The organism is Pseudomonas sp. AF32, from assembly GCF_022342325.2.
GTDB lineage: Bacteria > Pseudomonadota > Gammaproteobacteria > Pseudomonadales > Pseudomonadaceae > Aquipseudomonas > Aquipseudomonas uvaldensis.
This window is the reverse complement of the sequence record NZ_RQJK02000010.1, coordinates 170316-191570: the sequence shown is the minus strand read 5'-3', so window position 1 is coordinate 191570 and position 21255 is coordinate 170316. Positions and strand designations below refer to the sequence as shown.

The window sequence follows — 21255 nt, the reverse complement described above, 5'->3', positions numbered from 1 at the left end:
GCGCCGACGTGCGGGTGCTGTTCAGCCAGCCGACCCTGGCGGCGCTGGCGGCGGCGGTGGGCAGTGGCAAGGAAATCAGCGTGCCGGACAACCGTATTCCGGCCGATTGCGCACACATCACCCCGGACCTGCTGCCGCTGGTGGACCTGACCCAGGAGGCGATCGATCGTGTGGTGGCGACGGTGCCGGGCGGTGCCCGCAATGTGCAGGACATCTACCCGCTGGCGCCGTTGCAGGAAGGGATTCTCTATCACCACCTGGCCGCCGAGCAGGGCGACCCGTACGTGCTGCAGTCGCAGTTCGCCTTCGACAGCCTGGCGCGTTTCGAGGCGTTCGTCGAAGCGTTGCAAGTGGTGATCGATCGCCATGACATCCTGCGCACGAGCATCGTCTGGGAAGGGCTGGACGAACCGCTGCAACTGGTCTGGCGCAAGGTGCAACTGGCGCCGCAACGCTTCGAACCCGAGGCCACCGCCGGCGACGTGGCCACGCAACTGGCGACCCGGTTCGATGCACGGCACTACCGTCTCGATCTGCACCAGGCGCCGATGCTGCAACTGGTCTACGCCCAGGACGAGGTCCTGGAGCGTTGGGTGGCGATCCTGCTGTTCCATCACATGGCGCTGGACCATACCGCGCTGGACGTGATGCAGCGTGAAATGCAACTGCTCCTGCTGGGGCAAGGGGCGCTGTTGGGCGAGGCGATGCCTTATCGCAACTACGTGGCCCAGTCGCGCCTGGGGGCGAGCGAAGCCGCGCACGAAGCGTTTTTCCAGGAAATGCTCGGTGATATCGACGAGCCGACCCTGCCTTTCGGCTTGCAGGACGTGCAGGGTGACGGACACGGGATCGATGAAGCTCGCCAGGCCGTGGACCCGGCACTGTCCCGGCGCTTGCGGGCGCAGGCACGTCAGTTGGGCGTCACTGCCGCCAGTCTGGTGCATCTGGCCTGGGCCCAGGTATTGGGCAAGGTCGCCGGCCGGCAGGAAGTGGTCTTCGGTACGGTGCTGTTGGGGCGTCTGCAGGGTGGCGAGGGGGCTGACCGGGCCTTGGGGATGTTCATCAACACGTTGCCGTTGCGGGTGGATGTGGGGGACGGGGATGTTCGCACCGGAGTCAGGGCGACTCATGCCCGGCTGACAGCGCTGCTGGGGCATGAACATGCTTCCCTGGCCTTGGCCCAGCGTTGCAGCGGCGTGGCCGCACCGACGCCGCTGTTCAGCGCCTTGCTCAACTACCGGCACAGCGCCGTCGAGGTGACCCAAGACGCGCGCTCGGCCTGGAGCGGGATCGAGGCGCTGAACGGTGATGAACGAACCAATTATCCATTGACGCTGAACGTCGACGACTTCGGCGAAGACTTTTCCCTTACGGCGCTGGTGGACGCCTCCATCGGTGCGACGTGTATCTGCGGCTATATGCAGACAGCCCTGAGTAATCTTGTCGAGGCCCTGGAGCAGGCGCCACAGACGCCGTTGCAAGCCTTGTCCATCCTGCCCGCGGCCGAGCGCCAGCAACTGGTCGATGCCTGGAACCGCTGCGACATCGAATATGCCGGGGACGCCCTGATCCACCGTCAAGTCGAGGCCTGGGCCGTCACCCAGCCTGATGCGGTAGCCGTGGTGTATGAAGACCAGACGCTGACCTATGCCCAGCTCAATGGGCGGGCCAACCAGTTGGCCCATGGCCTGCTGGCCCTGGGGATCCGTCCGGATGATCGGGTAGCGATTTGTGTCGAGCGTGGCCTGGACATGATTATCGGCCTGCTGGGCATCCTCAAGTCCGGCGCCGGCTATGTACCGCTGGACCCTGCCTATCCGGCGGAACGCCTGGCCTACATGCTGCACGACAGCCGTCCGGTGGCCCTGGTGACTCAGTCGCAATGCAGCGACCACCTGCCACCCATGAGCGTGCCGATCGTCATGCTCGATTCGCCCGATGTCGATGTTATCGGTCAGCAACCGTCGCACAACCCCGATGTGCAGGGTCTGCTCGCCAGTCATCTGGCCTATGTGATTTACACCTCGGGCTCTACCGGCCTGCCCAAAGGGGTGATGGTGGAGCACCGCAACGTCGCGCGGTTGTTCTCGGCCACGCAGCCGTGGTTCGACTTCGGCCCGCAGGACGTCTGGGCGCTGTTCCATTCCTTTGCCTTCGACTTCTCGGTCTGGGAAATCTGGGGCGCGCTGACCCACGGCGGCCGTCTGCTGGTGGTGCCGCAACTGGTCAGCCGTTCGCCGCAATACTGCTATGCATTGCTGTGCGAGGCTGGGGTGACCATCCTCAACCAGACGCCGAGCGCGTTCCGCCAGTTGATCGCCGCCCAGGGCGAAAGTGACCTGCGCCACAGCCTGCGCCAGGTGATCTTCGGCGGCGAAGCCCTGGAAACCGGCATTCTCAAGCCTTGGTACGCCCGCGAAACCAATGCCCGCACGCAACTGGTCAACATGTATGGCATCACCGAAACCACGGTCCACGTCACCTACCGTGCGCTGTGTGTCGCGGATGCCCAACTGACCGGTGTCAGCCCGATCGGCAAGCGCATCCCCGACCTGCAGTTGTACGTGCTCGACGCTCAGCGCGAGCCGGTGCCGGTGGGTGTGGTGGGCGAGATGTACGTCGGTGGCGCGGGCGTCAGCCGTGGCTACCTGAACCGCGACGAGCTGACGGCGGAGCGCTTCCTCGCCAACCCGTTCAGCACCGAACCGAACGCACGGATGTACAAGACCGGCGACCTGGGCCGCTGGCTGGCGGACGGCAGCATCGAATACCTGGGGCGTAACGACGACCAGGTCAAGATCCGCGGCTTCCGTATCGAGCTGGGCGAGATCGAAGCCAAACTGGCCGCGTGCACGGGTGTGCGGGAAGCCGTGGTGCTGGCACGCCTGGACACGCCGGGCGATCAGCGTCTGGTGGCCTATGTGATTGCCGAAGAAGGCGAGCCTCCTACGGCGGCTGAGCTGCGCGCCGAGCTGTTGGGTTCGCTGGCTGAATACATGGTGCCCAGCGCCTTCGTGATGTTGACGGTGTTCCCGCTGACCACCAACGGCAAGCTCGATCGCAAGGCTTTGCCGGTGCCCGACCAGTCCGCGGTGGTGAGCCGTGAATACGAGGCCCCGCAAGGCGAAGTCGAAACGGCCATTGCTGCGATCTGGCAGGACTTGCTGCACCTGGAGCGAGTCGGCCGCCATGATCATTTCTTCGAACTGGGCGGTCATTCGCTGCTGGCGGTGAAGTTGATCGAGCGCATGCGCCAGGTCGACCTGACGGCCGATGTACGCGTGCTGTTCGGCCAGCCGACTCTGGCGGCGCTGGCCGCGGCCGTGGGGGGACGTCATGAGATCCGGGTGCCGGCCAATGTCATTCCGGACGACTGCCTGCGCATCACTCCGGACATGCTGCCGCTGGTTGACCTGGACCCGATCGGCATCGACCGCGTACTGGCAACGGTGCCGGGCGGCGTGGCCAACGTGCAGGACATCTATGCCCTGGCACCCTTGCAGGAGGGGATTCTGTATCACCACCTCGCTGCGGTCCAAGGCGACCCCTATCTGCAATACATTCTGTTCGCTTTCGACAGCCGCACACGGCTGGATGACTTCGCCAGTGCCTTGCAGGGCGTGGTGTCGCGGCATGACATCCTGCGCACGGCGGTGGTGTGGGAAGGATTGGACGAGCCGGTACAGGTGGTCTGGCGCGAAGCGCCGCTGGGCCTGGATGAAGTGGTGCTGGACCCCGCGGCGGGCGATATCGCCGAACAACTGCGGGCCCACCTGGACCCCCGTCATTACCGCCTGGACATCCGTCAGGCGCCGATGATGCGCCTCGGGTATGCCGAAGATGCAGCGAACGGTCGTTGGGTTGGCATGTTGCTGTTCCATCATATGGTCGATGACGCGACTTCCCTGGGCATGCTCACGGCGGAAATCGAGGCCCATGTGGCCGGGCGCGGGCATCTGCTGCCGGCCTCCGTGCCCTATCGCAATTACGTGGCCCAGGCGCGACTGGGCGTCAGCCGCGAGGAGCACGAAGCGTTCTTCCGCGACATGCTCGGCGATGTGAGCGAACCGACACTGCCGTTCGGCTTGCAGGACGTGCAGGGCGACGGACACGGGATCGAGGAGGTCCGGCAGCGGGTCGATGCCTCGCTCTGCAAGCGCCTGCGGGTCCAGGCTCGTCAGCTGGGCGTGAGTGCGGCCAGCCTGTATCACCTGGCCTGGGCCCAGGTGCTCGGCCGCGTGTCGGGCAAGGACGATGTGGTCTTCGGCACCGTGTTGCTGGGCCGTATGCAAGGCGGTGAGGGCGCCGACCGGGCGTTGGGAATGTTCATCAACACCTTGCCGTTGCGGGTGAATCTGCAAGGCCAGGGGGTACGGGCCGGCGTCAAGACCACCCATGGCCGGCTGACCGCTCTGCTGGGGCATGAGCATGCCTCGCTGGTTCTCGCGCAGCGTTGCAGCGGCGTGGCGGCGCCGGCGCCGCTGTTCAGTGCCTTGCTCAACTATCGACATCTCGGTACGCAGACGGCGACCAGCGAAGCCCTGGCTGCCTGGGAAGGTATCCAGGTGCTGGACGGCGAGGAGCGGACCAACTATCCGCTGACCTTGTCGGTGGACGACCTGGGGGAGGATTTCAACCTGACCGTCATGGCCCAGGCACCGATTGGCGCCGGACGGGTCTGCAACTACGTGCAATGTGTCCTGGAGAATCTGGTCGAGGCGCTGGAGCAATCGCCCCTGGCTCCTCTGAATGGACTGCAGATCCTGCCAGAGGCCGAGCGCCGGCAATTGCTGGAAAGCTGGAATGCCTCGTCGCAAACCTATGCCCACGACGCGCTGATCCACGGGCAATTCGAAGCTCAGGCCGCCGCGCAACCCGATGCGGTGGCGGTGATGTTCGAGGATCGCACGCTGACCTACGGCGAGCTCAACGCCCGGGCCAACCAGCTTGCCCATCGCTTGCTGGCCCTGGGGATCCGTCCGGATGATCGGGTGGCGATCTGCGTCGAGCGCGGCCTGGACATGATTGTCGGCCTGCTGGGCATCCTCAAGTCCGGCGCCGGCTACGTGCCGCTGGATCCGGCCTATCCGGCTGAGCGCCTCGCGTACCTGTTGCAGGACAGTGCGCCGGTTGCCGTGTTGGCACACACCGCGACGCGTGGTGTGCTGGCCGATGTGGCGGTCCCCGTGGTCGAGCTCGACGGCAACGACTGGCAGGAGCAATCCGTCCGTAACCCGCACGTGGCGGGGCTGGACTCCAGTCATCTGGCCTATGTGATTTACACCTCGGGTTCCACCGGCCTGCCCAAAGGGGTGATGGTGGAGCACCGCAACGTCGCACGGCTGTTCTCGGCCACGCAGCCGTGGTTCGACTTCGGCCCGCAGGACGTCTGGGCACTGTTCCATTCTTTTGCGTTCGACTTCTCGGTCTGGGAAATCTGGGGCGCGCTGACCCACGGCGGCCGTCTGCTGGTGGTGCCGCAACTGGTCAGCCGTTCGCCGCAGGACTGCTACGCGCTGTTGTGCGAGGCCGGTGTCACGGTACTGAACCAGACGCCGAGCGCGTTCCGCCAGTTGATCGCGGCCCAGGGCGAAAGCGAGCTGAAACATAGCCTGCGCCAGGTGATCTTCGGCGGCGAAGCCCTGGAAACCGGCATCCTCAAGCCGTGGTACGCCCGGGCTATCAACGCCGGCACGCAATTGGTCAACATGTACGGCATCACCGAAACCACCGTGCACGTGACCTACCGCGCCCTCGAAGCCGCCGACGCGCAACTGACCGGCGTCAGCCCCATCGGCAAGCGCATCCCCGACTTGCAGTTGTATGTGCTCGACGCTCAGCGTGAACCGGTACCGGTGGGCGTGGTGGGCGAGATGTACGTCGGTGGCGCGGGCGTCAGCCGTGGCTACCTGAACCGCGACGAGTTGACGGCGGAACGCTTCCTCGCCAACCCGTTCAGCAGCGAACCGAACGCGCGGATGTATAAGACCGGCGACCTGGGCCGCTGGCTGGCCGACGGCAGCATCGAATACCTGGGACGTAACGACGACCAGGTGAAGATCCGCGGCTTCCGAATCGAGCTGGGAGAGATCGAAGCCACGCTGGCGGCCTGCGAGGGTGTCAGCGAGGCGGTGGTGATCGCTCGCGAAGACGAACCGGGTGACAAGCGCCTGGTGGCCTATGTGATTGCCGAGGAGGGCGCACAGCCGTCCGCAGCCGAGCTGCGCAGCCAATTGCTGGGTTCGCTGGCGGACTATATGGTGCCGAGCGCCTTCGTGTTGCTCGACGCCTTCCCGCTGACCACCAACGGCAAGCTGGATCGCAAGGCCTTGCCGGCACCCGATCAGTCGGCGGTGGTGAGCCGCGGATACGAGGCTCCGCAAGGTGAAGTCGAAGTCGCTATTGCCCGGATCTGGCAGGATTTGCTCAAGGTCGAGCAGGTCGGACGCCACGACAACTTCTTCGAGCTGGGCGGGCATTCGTTGCTGGCGGTGAAATTGATCGAGCGCATGCGTCAGGTCGAGCTGGCCGCCGACGTGCGGGTGTTGTTCGGTCAGCCGACCCTGGCAGCACTGGCCGGGGCCATGAGCACGGCCCACGAAGTCACGGTGCCGGCCAACCGGATCCCGGACGGCTGCACCCGTATCACCCCGGACATGCTGCCCCTGGCCGACCTGGACCAGGACGCCATCGACCGCATCGTGGCGACGGTGCCGGGCGGCGTGGCCAACGTGCAGGACATCTACGCATTGGCGCCGTTGCAGGAGGGGATTCTCTACCACCATCTGGCGGCGGAGCAGGGCGACCCCTATGTGTTGCAAGTGATGTTCGGTTTTGACAACCGCGAACGCCTGCAAGCCTTTGCCCAGGCCTTGCAAAGCGTGGTGTCGCGAAACGATATCCTGCGCACCAGCATGGTGTGGCAAGGGTTGCCGGCACCGGTGCAGGTGGTCTGGCGCCATGCAACGCTGGCGCTCGAAGAGATCGAGGTGGACGCCGCAGCGGGCGATGTGGTGCAGCAGCTGCACGAGCGTTTCGATCCTCGGCATTACCGGCTCGACATCGCCCAGGCACCGTTGATGCGTGTGGCCTACGCGCAGGACCTGACGAACCAGCGCTGGGTCGGCATGCTGCTGTTCCATCACATGGCGCTGGACCACACCGCTCTCGAGGTGGTGGTGCATGAAATGCAGGCCAGCCTGCTGGGCCAGTCGGAGCAGCTCGCACCGGCCGTGCCGTACCGCAATCATGTGGCGCAAGCCCGCTTGGGCGTGAGTCGTGAGCAGCACGAAGCGTTTTTCCGCGACATGCTCGCTGACATTGACGAGCCGACGCTGCCGTTCGGCCTGCAGGACGTGCAGGGTGATGGCAGTGGTATCGAAGAGACGCAGCAGGCCGTGGATGCCGGACTGGCCGAGCGTCTACGTGCCCAGGCCCGTCAACTTGGCGTAAGCGCGGCGAGCCTGGTCCATTTGGCGTGGGCTCAGGTGATCGGGCGTGTTTCGGGCCGCGAAGAGGTGGTGTTCGGCACGGTCCTGATGGGCCGGATGCAGGGTGGCGAAGGAGCCGACCGCGCCCTGGGCATGTTCATCAACACCTTGCCGTTACGCATCAGCGTGGGCGCACAAGGCGTGCGTGCAGGCGTCCGGGCAGCCCATGGACGCTTGTCGGCGTTGCTGGGGCACGAGCATGCCTCGTTATCCCTGGCCCAACGCTGCAGTGGCGTGCCGGCGTCGCTGCCGCTGTTCAGCGCCTTGCTGAACTACCGGCACAGCGCGGCGCAAACGCCGTCCGACCCGGCCATCTCGGCCTGGCACGGGATCCATACCCTGAGCATGGAAGAACGTACCAACTATCCATTGATGCTGTCGGTGGATGACCTGGGCGAGGGCTTCCTGCTCACGGCCCAGGCAGTGGCGCAGGTGGGTGCGCGACGTGTCTGCGGCTACATGCACACGGCGTTGGAAGGCTTGGTCGAAGCGCTGGAGCAGGCGCCTGACACGGCATTGCGTGAAATCGGGATCGTACCGGCGGCGGAGCGCGAGCAATTGCTGGAAACGTTCAACGCCACTCAAGCGCAGTATCCGCAGACACAAACGATCCATGGCCTGTTCGAGGAACAGGTACGGCGCACGCCGGATGCCGTGGCGGTGCGCCATGGCCGGCAGCAACTCAACTACCGGGAACTCAACGGGCTTGCCAACCGGCTGGCGCATTACCTGCAAAAACAGGGCGTGCAGCCGGATTCGCGGGTGGCGATCTGCGTCGAACGTGGCCTCGACATGGTCGTGGGCTTGCTGGCGATCCTCAAGGCCGGTGGCGGTTACGTGCCGCTGGATCCGGCGTATCCGGCGGATCGGATTGCCTACATGCTCCAGGACAGCGCCCCGGCGGCAATCCTGGTGCAAGGCACGACACGTGCCTTGCTGGGCGACACGGCGGTGCCGGTGATCGACCTCGATAAAGGTGTCTGGCAAGACGAGGCGGCCCCCAACCCGCAAGTACCGGGCCTGACCTCGTCGCATTTGGCCTATGTGATCTACACCTCCGGCTCCACCGGGTTGCCGAAAGGCGTGATGATCGAACACCGCAACACGGTGAACTTCCTGACCTGGGCGCATCGGTCATTTGACTCGAATACCCTGTCGAAAACCCTGTTCTCGACTTCGTTGAACTTCGATTTGGCGGTCTATGAGTGCTTTGCGCCGCTGACTTGTGGCGGCAGCATCGAAGTGGTCACTAATGTGCTGGAACTGCACCAGGGCGAGCACGACATTACCCTGATCAACACCGTGCCGTCGGCGCTCAAGGCGTTGTTGGAGTCGGGTGGGTTGGGTGAGGGCGTGGATACCGTCAACGTGGCGGGTGAGGCTCTTAAACGCAGCCTGGTGGAAAGTCTGTTCGAGCAGACCCAAGTCAAGCGCCTGTGCAACCTTTACGGACCTTCGGAAACCACGACCTATTCGAGCTGGGTATCGATGGCTCGCGAGGATGGGTTTGCCGCGCACATCGGCAAGCCGGTGGCAAACACGCAGTTCTACCTGCTGGATGAACACAAACAACCGGTGCCCCTGGGCGTGCCGGGCGAGATTTACATCGGCGGTGCCGGGGTGGCGCGGGGTTATCTCAACCGCGACGACCTGACGGCTGAACGCTTCCTGAAGGATCCGTTCAGCGCTGTTCCGAACGCGCGGATGTACAAGACCGGCGACCTGGGTCGCTACCTGCCGGACGGCAATATCGAATACCTGGGCCGTAACGACGATCAGGTGAAGATTCGCGGTTTCCGGATCGAACTGGGCGAGATCGAGGCCCGACTCGCTCAACAGGCCGATATCAAGGAAGCGGTGGTGCTGGCCCGTGAAGACGTACCGGGCGACAAGCGTCTGGTTGCTTATTTCACCGAATCGGCAACGGCGGACATCGACTCCCTGCGTAGTCACCTGCAAGCGCAACTGCCGGACTACATGGTCCCCGTGGCCTACGTACGTCTGGATGCCTTGCCGCTGACCCCCAACGGCAAACTCGACCGCAAGGCCTTGCCGGCGCCGGACCAGGATTCGGTCATCAGCCGCGGATACGAAGCCCCTCAAGGCGAGATCGAAACCACCCTGGCGCAGATCTGGCAAGAGCTGCTCGGCCTGCCGCAGGTCGGTCGCCACGACCATTTCTTCGAACTGGGCGGCCATTCGCTGCTGGCGATGCAGTTGATTTCCCAGGTGCGCCTGCGCCTGGGCGTGGAGTTGGGGTTGGCGCAGCTGTTCGCTCATCCGCCGCTCAAGGAACTGGCGCAGGCGGTGGCCCAAGCCGGGCGCAGCACCTTGCCGGAGATCGTCCGGGTGGCCCGCAACGAAGCGCTGCCCCTGTCGTTCGCCCAGCAACGCTTGTGGTTCCTCGCACAGATGGAAGGCGCCAGCTCGGCCTACCACATGCCCGCCGGGCTACGTTTGCGCGGTGTCCTGGACGCTGTCGCCTTGGAACGGGCATTGGATCGCATCGTCGCTCGTCATGAAGCGTTGCGTACCACTTTCGTGCACAACCAGGGCGTAGAAGCCTTGCAGCGTATCGCACCGGCCGATGCAGGATTCGCCCTGTTACGGCAGGATCTTCACGCTCACACCGATGCTGAAGCCGAGCTGCACGCCGTGGCGGTGCGGGAGGCCAGTGACGCTTTCGACCTGGAGAACGGCCCACTGATCCGGGGACGGTTGATCCGCCTCGGTGACGAAGACCATGTACTGCTGGTGACCATGCATCACATCGTTTCGGACGCCTGGTCCATTGGTGTCCTGATCAAGGAGCTGGCGGGGCTCTACGAAGCGTACCGCCATGGCCTGGACGATCCGCTGCCGGCCCTGACGGTGCAGTACGCCGACTACGCCGTTTGGCAACGCCGCTGGCTGAGCGGCGAGGTGTTGCAGGCCCAGTGCAATTACTGGCAGCAAACCCTGGCCGATGCGCCGGCGCTGCTGATGCTGCCGACGGATCGACCACGCCCGGCGCAGCAGGACTACACCGGGGCGGCGCTGCCGGTGGCATTCGACGCGAACCTGACCGCAGAGCTCAAAGCCTTGAGCCAACGCCACGGCGTTACCTTGTACATGACGTTGATGGCCGCCTGGGCGGCGCTGTTGAGCCGTCTTTCGGGGCAGGACGACGTGGTGATCGGTTCGCCGGCGGCCAACCGCACACGGTCGGAAATCGAAGGGCTGATCGGCTTCTTTGTCAACACACTGGCCGTGCGCGTCGATGTGTCCGGCGCGCCGACCGTCGAAACCCTGCTGGCCCGGGTCAAGGCCCAGGCGCTTGGGGCCCAGGCGCACCAGGACCTGCCGTTCGAGCAGGTGGTAGAGCTGCTCAAGCCGGTGCGTAGCCTGTCCCACAGTCCGCTGTTCCAGGTCATGCTGTCGTGGCAGACGCTGGACAGCACCGAGCTGGTATTGGGGGACTTGAAGCTCGAAGGGCTGGGCGTGGCGAACACGGTCGCCAAGTTCGACTTGTCCCTGGAACTGGGCGAGCTCCAGGGGCAAGTCTTCGGCACCCTTGAATACGCCACGGCGTTGTTCGACGCGAGCACGGTGCAGCGATACCTCGGCTACTTCGAGCGTCTGCTGCGGGCCATGGTGGCGAACGAACAGATGCCGGTTGACCGGATCTCGCTGCTGGACGATACCGAGCGCGAGCATCTGCTGGTGGGGCTCAACGCCAACCAGGCGCCATATCCTCACACACAGACGATCCATCAGTTGTTCGAAGCCCAGGTCGCGGCCCGGCCGAAGGCCATCGCGGTGGTCTTCGAAGGCGAGCGCCTGAGCTACGCCGAACTGAATCGCCAGGCCAACCAGTTGGCTCATCACCTGATCGGCCTGGGCATCCGTCCGGACGACCGGGTGGCGATCTGCGTCGAGCGTAGCGCCGAAATGCTGGTGGGCCTGCTGGCGATCCTCAAGGCCGGTGGCGCCTACGTGCCGCTTGATCCGGCGTATCCGACTGAACGGCTGGTCTACATGCTGGCCGACAGCGCCCCGGTGGCCGTGCTGACCCAACACAGGCTGCAGGACCGCCTGCCGCCGCTGTCGGCGCCGGTGGTGTTGCTCGATCACGCCGAACGCAGGCAGCAAGGCATTGCCGCCGGCCGTGATGACAACCCGGTCGTTGCATCACTGGGCGTGCGTCACCTGGCCTATGTGATCTATACCTCCGGTTCGACCGGTGCCCCGAAAGGGGTGATGATCGAGCATCGAGGCCTGGTGAACTATTGCGTCGACGCGGTCAGGCTGTTCGGCCTGACACCGGCCGATACCGTGCTGCAACAGAACACATTGAATTTCGACCTGTCGGTGGAGGAGATTTTCCCGGCGCTGGTCGCCGGGGCCACCCTGGCGCCGACCCGCACGCTGTTCGGCAGCGCCGAACTGCAGCAGGACAGCGACGTCCGGCCGACTTTCCTGCACTTGACCGCGGCGCACTGGCATACCCTGGCGGCCGAATGGCACAACACGCCGGCCCTGGCCCGGGATCATTTGCGCGACGTGCGGCTGGTCAACGTCACCGGCGACGCCTTGTCCATGCAGAAACTGCAGATGTGGGACGCGGTACGTCCGGCTCATACGCAGTTGATCAACACCTATGGGCCGACCGAGGCCACCGTATCCTGCACCGCGGCCTACATGCAGTATGACGCCAGCGCCATGGCCGGCAACGCCACCATTGGTACGCCGATGGCCAATACCCGCATCTATCTGCTCGACGGGCAGCGCCAACCGGTGCCGTTCGGGGTGGCGGGAGAGATCTTCATCGGTGGCGACGGTGTGGCACGGGGCTATTTGAACCTCGACGCCATCAATGCCGAACGGTTCCTGGTCGATCCATTCAGCGACCAGCCCGACGCCCGGATGTACAAGACCGGCGACCTGGCTCGTTACCGTCCTGACGGGCGTATCGAGTACCTGGGCCGCAACGATTTCCAGGTCAAGGTGCGGGGGTTCCGGATCGAACTGGGCGAGATCGAAACCCGCCTGGGCGAATGTGCCGGGGTCAAGGAAGCCGCGGTGATCGTGCGCGAGGACCTGCCGGGTGACAAGCGCCTGGTGGCCTACGTCGTGCCCCAGGCCGGTGTGACCTTGAGTGCCGCTGTCTTGCGTGCCGAACTGTCGGCGCGGCTGGCCGACTACATGATGCCGGGGGCGTTCGTCAGCCTGCCCGCGCTGCCGCTCACGCCGAACCGTAAGCTCGACCGCCAGGCGTTGCCGGCCCCGGATGCCGAGGCCTATGCCAGCCGGACCCATGAGGCGCCGCAAGGCGCCACAGAAGTCGCGTTGGCGCAGATCTGGCAGGACTTGCTCAACGTCGAGTCGGTGGGGCGTCACGATCATTTCTTCGAGCTGGGCGGCCACTCGTTGCTGGTGATGCGTCTGATCGCCAAGGTGCGTGAACAACTGGGTGTCGAGCTGAACCTGAGTGATGTCTTTGCCCAACCGCAATTGAGCGCGCTGGCCCAGGTGTTGTCCGAGGCTGCGCGCAGCACACGACCGGGCATCGTGCCGGTGCCCCGCGAGCAGGTTCTGCCGCTGTCCTTTGCCCAGCAGCGTCTGTGGTTCCTGGCCCAGCTGGATGCCGGCAGCGCGGCGTATCACATCCCCACCGGCCTGCGCCTGCGGGGCGCCCTGGATGTTCGCGCGCTGGGCCGCGCCCTGGATCGCATCGTCGCCCGCCACGAAGCCTTGCGCACGACCTTCGTGCAGGCGCAAGGTCAGGAGGTTGTGCAACGCATCGCTGCGGTCGACATCGGTTTCGCGCTGTCGCTGTACGATCTGACAGAGTCTCCGGACGCCGAGGCCGCGCTGTCGCGCATCGCCGAGGAAGAGGCACGTGAGGTCTTCGACCTGGCGCAAGGCCCGCTGGCGCGCGGTCGATTGTTGCGTATGGCCGACGAGGACCATGTGCTGCTGGTCACCCTGCACCATATCGTCTCCGATGGCTGGTCCGCTGACCTACTGACCCGTGAGCTGGGCTTGCTGTACGCGGCGTTCAGTCAAGGCCACGACGACCCGCTGCCGGCCTTGCCGGTGCAATACGCCGACTACGCCGTCTGGCAACGGCGCTGGCTCACGGGCGAGGTTCTGGAGAAACAGGAACGCTACTGGCGGCAAACCCTGGCTGGCGCGCCCGCGTTGCTGACATTGCCCACCGACCGGCCGCGGCCGGCACAACAGGACCACGCCGGCCATGCGGTAGGCATCGCCCTCGACGAGGACCTGACCGCCGGTCTCAAGGCGCTCAGCCAGCGGCACGGCACCACGCTGTTCATGACGGTGATGGCCGCCTGGTCGGCGGTGCTGGGGCGTTTGTCCGGGCAGGACGATGTCGTCATCGGTACGCCGACGGCCAACCGTATGCAGGCGGAAGTTCAGGACCTGATCGGCCTGTTCGTCAATACGCTGGCCGTGCGTATCGAGGTGTCGGCCGAGCTGACGGTCGACACCTTGTTGCAACAGGTGAAGGCCCGGGTCCTGGACGCCCAGGCCCATCAGGACCTGCCCTTCGAGCAGGTGGTAGAGGTGGTCCGGCCACTGCGCAGCCTTTCCCATAGTCCGGTGTTCCAGGCCATGCTGTCGTGGCAGAACAGTGAAACCAGCGGCTTGGAACTGCACGACATGTCGCTGCAAGGGCTGGGAGTGACCAGCCGCACCGCCAAGTTCGATGTGCTGCTGGACATGGCACTGATCGACGGTCGCCTGTTCGGCTCGCTGGAGTACGCCACGGCGCTGTTCGAGCAGGCCACGATGGAGCGCTACCTCGGCTATCTCGAGCGCATGTTGCGCGCTATGGTTGCCGACGAACGAGCTGTCGTAGCGCAGATCCCATTGCTGGGTGAGCAGGAGCGTCAGCACCTGCTGGATACCTTCAACGCCACGCAAGTCGATTACCCGACAGGGCTGACCCTGCACGGTTTGTTCGAGACGCAGGCGAAGGCGTCCCCGGATGCCGTCGCCGTGGTGTTCGACGAACAGACACTGAGTTATGGGCAGCTGAATCAGCGCGCCAACCGCATCGCGCACCGGCTGCTCGCCCTGGGCCTGCGCCCTGACGACCGCGTGGCAATCTGTGCGGACCGCAGCCTGGACATGGTGGCCGGCCTGCTGGGCATCCTCAAGTCCGGTGCCGCTTATGTGCCGCTGGACCCGGACTATCCGCTCGACCGACTGGCCTACATGCTGGAAAACAGCGCGCCGACGGTGGTGCTGACTCAAGGTGCATTGCAGGCAAGCCTGCCTGCGACGCACGCCAGGGTATTGCTGCTGGACGATGAGGCATTCTCTACCTGGCCGACCGACAACCCGCAGTTGCCGGACCTGGGGGCCGACCATCTGGCCTACGTCATCTACACCTCCGGTTCAACGGGCCTGCCCAAAGGCGTGATGAACGAGCACGGCGCGGTCGTCAACCGGCTGTTGTGGATGCAGGAGGCCTATCGCCTGACTGCTGACGACGCGGTACTGCAAAAGACCCCGTTCAGCTTCGACGTCTCGGTGTGGGAATTCTTCTGGCCGCTGTTCACCGGTGCGCGGCTGGTGATGGCCCGTCCGGGCGGACACCGCGACCCGGCTTACCTGCGCGAGGTGATCCAGGCCCAGGGCATCACCACGATGCACTTCGTGCCGTCGATGCTCGATGTGTTCCTGGCCCATGGCGATGCCCAGGGCTGCGCTGGATTGCGCCAGGTCATGTGCAGCGGCGAGGCCTTGCCGGGGCACCTGGTGCGACGCTTCAAGGCGCAACTGCCGCAAGTGGCGTTGCACAACCTGTACGGCCCGACCGAAGCAGCCGTGGACGTGACCGCCTGGGACTGCTCGGGCGCCGACACACCGGACAGCACACCGATCGGCAAGCCGATTGCCAATACCCGCATCTATCTGCTCGATACTCATGGGCAACCGGTGCCCATGGGTGTGGCCGGCGAAATCCATATCGGTGGGGTGCAGGTGGCGCGTGGTTACCTGCATCGCCCGGAACTGACCGCCGAGCGCTTCCTCGACGACCCGTTCAGCGCCGTGCCGGGTGCGCGGATGTACAAAACCGGTGACCTGGGTCGCTATCTGGCGGACGGCACTATCGACTATCTGGGGCGCAACGACGATCAGGTGAAGATTCGTGGCTTCCGCATTGAGCTGGGTGAAATCGAAGCCCGGTTGGCGCAGCATCAGGGCGTGAAGGAAACCGTGGTGCTGGCCCGTGAGGACGGGGCGGTAGCCAGGCAACTGGTCGCCTATTTCACCGTCCATGATGGCGCTGAGGCGCCAGGGATCGAAGCACTGCGCACCGGGTTGCAGGCACAGTTGCCGGAATACATGGTCCCTGCGGCCTATGTCCGGCTCGATGTCCTGCCGCTGACGCCCAACGGCAAGCTTGATCGCAAGGCATTGCCGGCACCGGATCTGGCCGCGGTGATCAGCCGTGCATACGAAGCGCCCCAGGGGGCGGTGGAAACATTACTGGCGCAGCTTTGGGCCGATCTGCTCAACGTCGAGCGAGTGGGGCGTCACGACCACTTCTTCGAACTGGGCGGCCACTCGCTGCTGGCCGTCACGCTGGTGGAGCGTATGCGCCAGGCCGGCCTGGCAGCGGATGTCCGGGTGTTGTTCGGCCAACCGACGCTGGCCGCATTGGCGGCTGCCGTGGGTGGGATGGAGGAACTGGCGGTACCGGCCAACGGCATCGTGCCGGGCTACACCCGGATCACCCCGGACATGTTGCCGCTGGCCGACCTGACCCAGGCACATATCGAGCAGATCGTTGCCGGGGTGCCGGGAGGCGCTGCCAATGTCCAGGATATCTACGCCCTGGCACCGTTGCAGGAAGGCATCCTTTACCACCACATGGCCTCACAACAGGGCGACCTCTATCTGCAACAGGCCTTGTTCAATCTGGCCGACCGCAATCGGCTGGATGCCTTCGTCGACGCCTTGCAAGGTGTGATCGATCGCCACGACATCCTGCGCACGGCCGTGCTCTGGGAGGGCTTGGGCGAGCCGGTGCAAGTGGTCTTGCGCAACGCTTGTCTGCTGGTCGAGGAGTGTGTGGTCGAGCCTGGGCATGACGTCGCCGCACAGTTGCGCGAGCGATTCGATCCACGGCATTACCGACTGGATGTGCGCCAGGCGCCGCTGATGCGACTGGCCTGTGCCTATGACGACCACCAGCAACGTTGGGTGGCGCTGCTGCTGTTCCATCACATTGCCCTCGACCACACCGCGCTGGAGGTGATCCAGCACGAGATGCAAGCGTTCCTGCTGGGACAACAAGCCCAACTGGGCGAGGCCGTGCCATACCGCAACTATGTGGCCCAGGCACGGCTGGGTGTCAGCCAAGGCGAGCATGAAGCGTTCTTCAGCGACATGCTCAAGGATGTCCAGGAACCGACCCTGCCGTTCGGCCTGCAGGACGTGCGCGGCGACAGCCATGACGTCGAGCAGGCACAGTGGCCCGTGGACGAGGCCTTGAGCCGACGTCTGCGGACCCAGGCCCGGCAGTTGGGGGTGAGCGCGGCGAGCCTGCATCACCTGGCCTGGGCGCGGGTGCTGGCGGGTGTTTGCGGCCGTGACGACGTGGTGTTCGGGACGGTGTTGATGGGCCGTATGCAGGGTGGCGAGGGGGCTGACCGGGCGCTGGGGTTGTTCATCAACACCTTGCCGCTGCGGGTTGACGTCGGTACCCTCGGTGCTCGCGCCGGGGTGCAGGCGACTCACGGGCGTCTTACCGCCCTGTTGGGACACGAGCATGCGTCGCTGGCACTGGCCCAACGTTGCAGCGGTGTCGCCACGCCGGCACCGTTGTTCAGCGCCTTGCTGAACTACCGGCACAGTGCGACCCAGGTCAGCCAGGAGGCTCAATCGGCCTGGAGCGGAATCGAAGGGCTCGGTGGCGAGGAGTGGAGCAACTACCCGTTGTCGCTCAACGTCGACGACCTGGGCGAAGCCTTCCTGTTGGGCGCCACGGTGTCGGCCCGAATCGGAGCGGAGCGCGTGTGCGGCTACATGCACACGGCACTCGAAAGCCTGGTCGATGCACTGGAGCACGCCCCCGAAACTCCGCTGCGCGAGCTGGGGATCGTACCGCAGGACGAGCGTCGGCAATTGCTGGTGGCGTTCAACGCCACTGACACGGTCTATCCTCGCGAGCAGACGGTACAGGCCTTGTTCGAAGCCCAGGCCACTGGCCAGCCCGAGGCGATTGCCCTCCAGCACGGCGAGCAACAATTGACCTACCGGGAGCTGGACGAACGCGCCAGTCGCCTGGCGCGGTACCTCTTGGAGCGCGGGGTGAAACCTCAGGCGCGGGTGGCGATCCTGTTGGATCGCTCGTTCGACCTGGTCATCAGCGAACTGGCCATCCTCAAGTGCGCAGCGGTCTATGTGCCGCTGGATCACCATGCACCCGAGGAGCGCCAGCGTTTCATCCTGCAGGACAGTGCGGCGGTGCTGATGCTGACCACCAGCGACAGAACCGTGCCCCAAGCGTTGCCACGGGTGGACCTGGATACGTTGCACCTGGCTCTGGACGAGCGAGCTTGCCCATGTCCGGTCCAGGCGAGCGATACGCCGGCCTATATCATGTACACCTCGGGTTCCACCGGCCATCCCAAAGGGGTGATCGTTCCGCACCTGGCCATTGGTCGCCTGGCGATCAACAACGGTTATGCGGATTTCGGCCCCGGGGATCGGCTGGCCTTCGCCTCGAACCCGGCGTTCGACGCCAGTACGATGGAAGTCTGGGGAGCGTTGCTCAACGGCGGCCGGGTGGTGATCGTCGATCACGATACGTTGCTCGATTCGCCCCGGCTTGCCCAGACGCTGGCGAAGGCGAAGGTCTCGGCGTTGTTCCTGACCACCGCCATGTTCAACCAGTACGTGATGTTGATCCCGGATGCGCTGGCGCGCCTGCGGATCCTGATGTGCGGTGGCGAGCGTGCCGATCCGGCGTCCTTCCGGCGGCTGCTGGCCCTGGCGCCGTCGCTGCAGCTGTTGCATTGCTACGGTCCCACTGAGACCACCACGTTCGCCACGACCCACACGGTCACCGACGTGCCCCAGGGTGCGACGAGCATTCCAATCGGGCGGCCTATCGCCAACACCCAGGTCTATATCCTCGATGCCGCAGGCCAGCCAGTGCCCATCGGCGTAGCGGGGGAGATCCATATTGGCGGCGCCGGTGTAGCGCTCGGCTATCTGAACCGCAAGGACCTGACGGACGAGCGCTTCATCGCCGATCCGTTCAGCAACCGGGCCGACGCGCGCCTGTACCGCAGCGGTGACTTGGGCTGCTGGCTGCCCGACGGGACGATCGAGTACCTGGATCGCAACGACGGACAGGTGAAGATCCGTGGCTTCCGTATCGAACTTGGTGAGATCGAGGCCCGCCTGCATGAGTACCACGGCGTGCGCGAGGCGCTGGTGGTGGCCCGTGAGGACAACCCCGGCGACAAGCGCCTGATCGCCTATTACACCGAACAGGCGGACGAAGCAGTGCTGGATGTGCAAGCGCTGCGCGAGCACCTGCGTGCCTGCTTGCCGGAGTTCATGGTGCCGGCGGCCTATGTGCGCCTGACGGCGCTACCGCTGACGCTGAACGGCAAGATCAATGTCGGCGCGTTGCCGGTGCCGGAGGCTCACGCTTACGGCGACCGGGGCTACGAGCCGCCACAGGGCGAGCTGGAAATGACGCTGGCCGGTCTGTGGGCCGAGGTGCTGAAGCTGGAGCAGGTCGGGCGTCGGGACTATTTCTTCGAGCTGGGCGGACACTCCCTGCTGGCGATCCGGCTGGTGGGGCTGTTGGCCCAGGCCGGCTTGACGGTCACGCTGGCCGAGTTGTTCCAGCACGACAGTGTCGCAGCGTTGGCGACGCTGCTGCAGTCCCGCACCGTGGACGTCCAGGTGCAGGAAACGGTCGTGCCGGTGCGCACCACTGGTCTCCAGAACCCGTTGTTCCTGGTGCATGAGTTCAGCGGCCTGGATCTCTATTTCCCGGCGTTGGGCAAATACATCGACGAGGACATCCCGGTCTATGGCTTGCCTGCCGTGGAGTGGGGCGAGCCGCAGTTGCAGACAATGGAGTGCATGGCTTCGCGGTTGGTGGGCATCATCCGTTCGGTACAACCGCAAGGGCCTTACCGCCTGGCCGGTTGGTCCTTCGGCGGGGTCCTGGCCTACGAGACTGCCATCCAGCTCATCGGCCTGGACGAAGAGGTCGAGTTCGTCGGCCTGATCGACAGCTACCTGCCGCGACTGGTGGACCAGGGGCGTGAACGCTGGGCCCTGGACGAAGCCCACAAGCTCCATCTGCTGGACCGCTGCGACGTGTTCTGGAGGGCCTCGTCACCGGGTGAGGAGGTGCTTGCATCGATCCTGGGCAAACTGGCCGACTTGCAAGGGCAACTGGACCATTTCGAGTTCGAAGCCCTGGTGCAGCATTGCCGCGAGCAGGGTGTACTGCCACCTGAACTGGCGGTCTACAGTGCCGCCCAGCTCTGGCAGTACCTGGATCGCGAGGTCGCCCACGGTCACGCGCTGGCCCATTACATGGTGTATCCGATTTCGATACCGGTGCACCTGTTCGTGGCCGAGGAGCGCAAGGACGACGCACCTGAACACGCCGGCTACCTGGGGTGGGACGCTGTCCTGCCGAAAACGCAGTTACATTGCGCCAAGGTACCGGGCAATCACCAGACCATGATGCAGGCGCCGCACGTGCAGGCGCTGGGCCAGGCCATAAGCGATGCCCTTCACACCGTGACGTCACGTCCGGTTTCCTCGACGAAGCGTGCGTTCCAACCATTGCTGACGATCCAGGGCGGGCGCGCTGACCGGGCTCCGATTTTCTGTGTGCCGGGCGCGGGAGACAGCGTGACCGGTTTCATTGGCCTGACCGATGCCTTTGGCCCGGACTGGCCGATCCATGGCTTGCAGCCCCGAGGCCTGGATGGCAGCACGGAACCCTTCGGCCTGGTGGAAACCGCGGCACAGGCGTACCTCGAGGCAATCGACAAAGTGCAACCCGAAGGGCCGGTGCATTTGCTTGGACATTCCTTCGGTGGCTGGGTCGTGTTCGAGATGGCGGCCCGCCTGCATGCCCGTGGTCGCAAGGTCGCTTCGCTGACCCTGATCGACAGCGAGTCGCCGGGGGGCAATGGCGTGGTGGGCAGGCCTTATACCGGCACGGGGGTGCTGAACCGACTGATCGAGGCGATGCAACTGGCCTCGGGCAAGTCGCTCGGGATCGATGCCACGGTGTTCGGTGCCCAGGACGATGCGGCACAGATGCGCCTGCTGCATGCCGGCATGGTCCGCGCCGGAATGTTGCCGCAGCGTTCGGCGGTAGACGCGATGCGGGGGCCGGCGCGGGCCTTCGGTACGGCCCTGCGCACGGTCTATCAACCGCAACACCAGTACACCGGGCCGGTGCGGCTGGTGCTGGCGAACGATCCGACCCTGGATACGGCCGGCAACCAACGCGAACAACAACAAATGATCGAAGGATGGCGCAAGCATGTGCCCGACCTGAGCATCTGGTACGGGCCGGGCAACCATTTCACGATTCTCAAGGCTCCCCATGTCCACAACCTGGCTGCCTGGTGGCACGACAGCCTGCCCGTACCCGATGAGGAGGAAGCCAGCGATCTTGTCTAGCCGTGCCCCCTTCGGGCACTTACCTGGAGCCCGGTGCCGTACTGGCCGGGCCTGAATTAAACACGCACAT

1 protein-coding gene is annotated in these 21255 nt (G+C 65.0%); it reads left to right on the top strand.

Annotated features, from left to right (window positions below; all coding sequences use genetic code 11):
- Window positions 1-21185 (top strand): non-ribosomal peptide synthase/polyketide synthase (locus EGM97_RS11945; protein WP_477788805.1); only part of this gene is annotated, 21185 nt, incomplete at its 5' end.
- Between the last annotated feature and the right edge of the window lie 70 nt (window positions 21186-21255).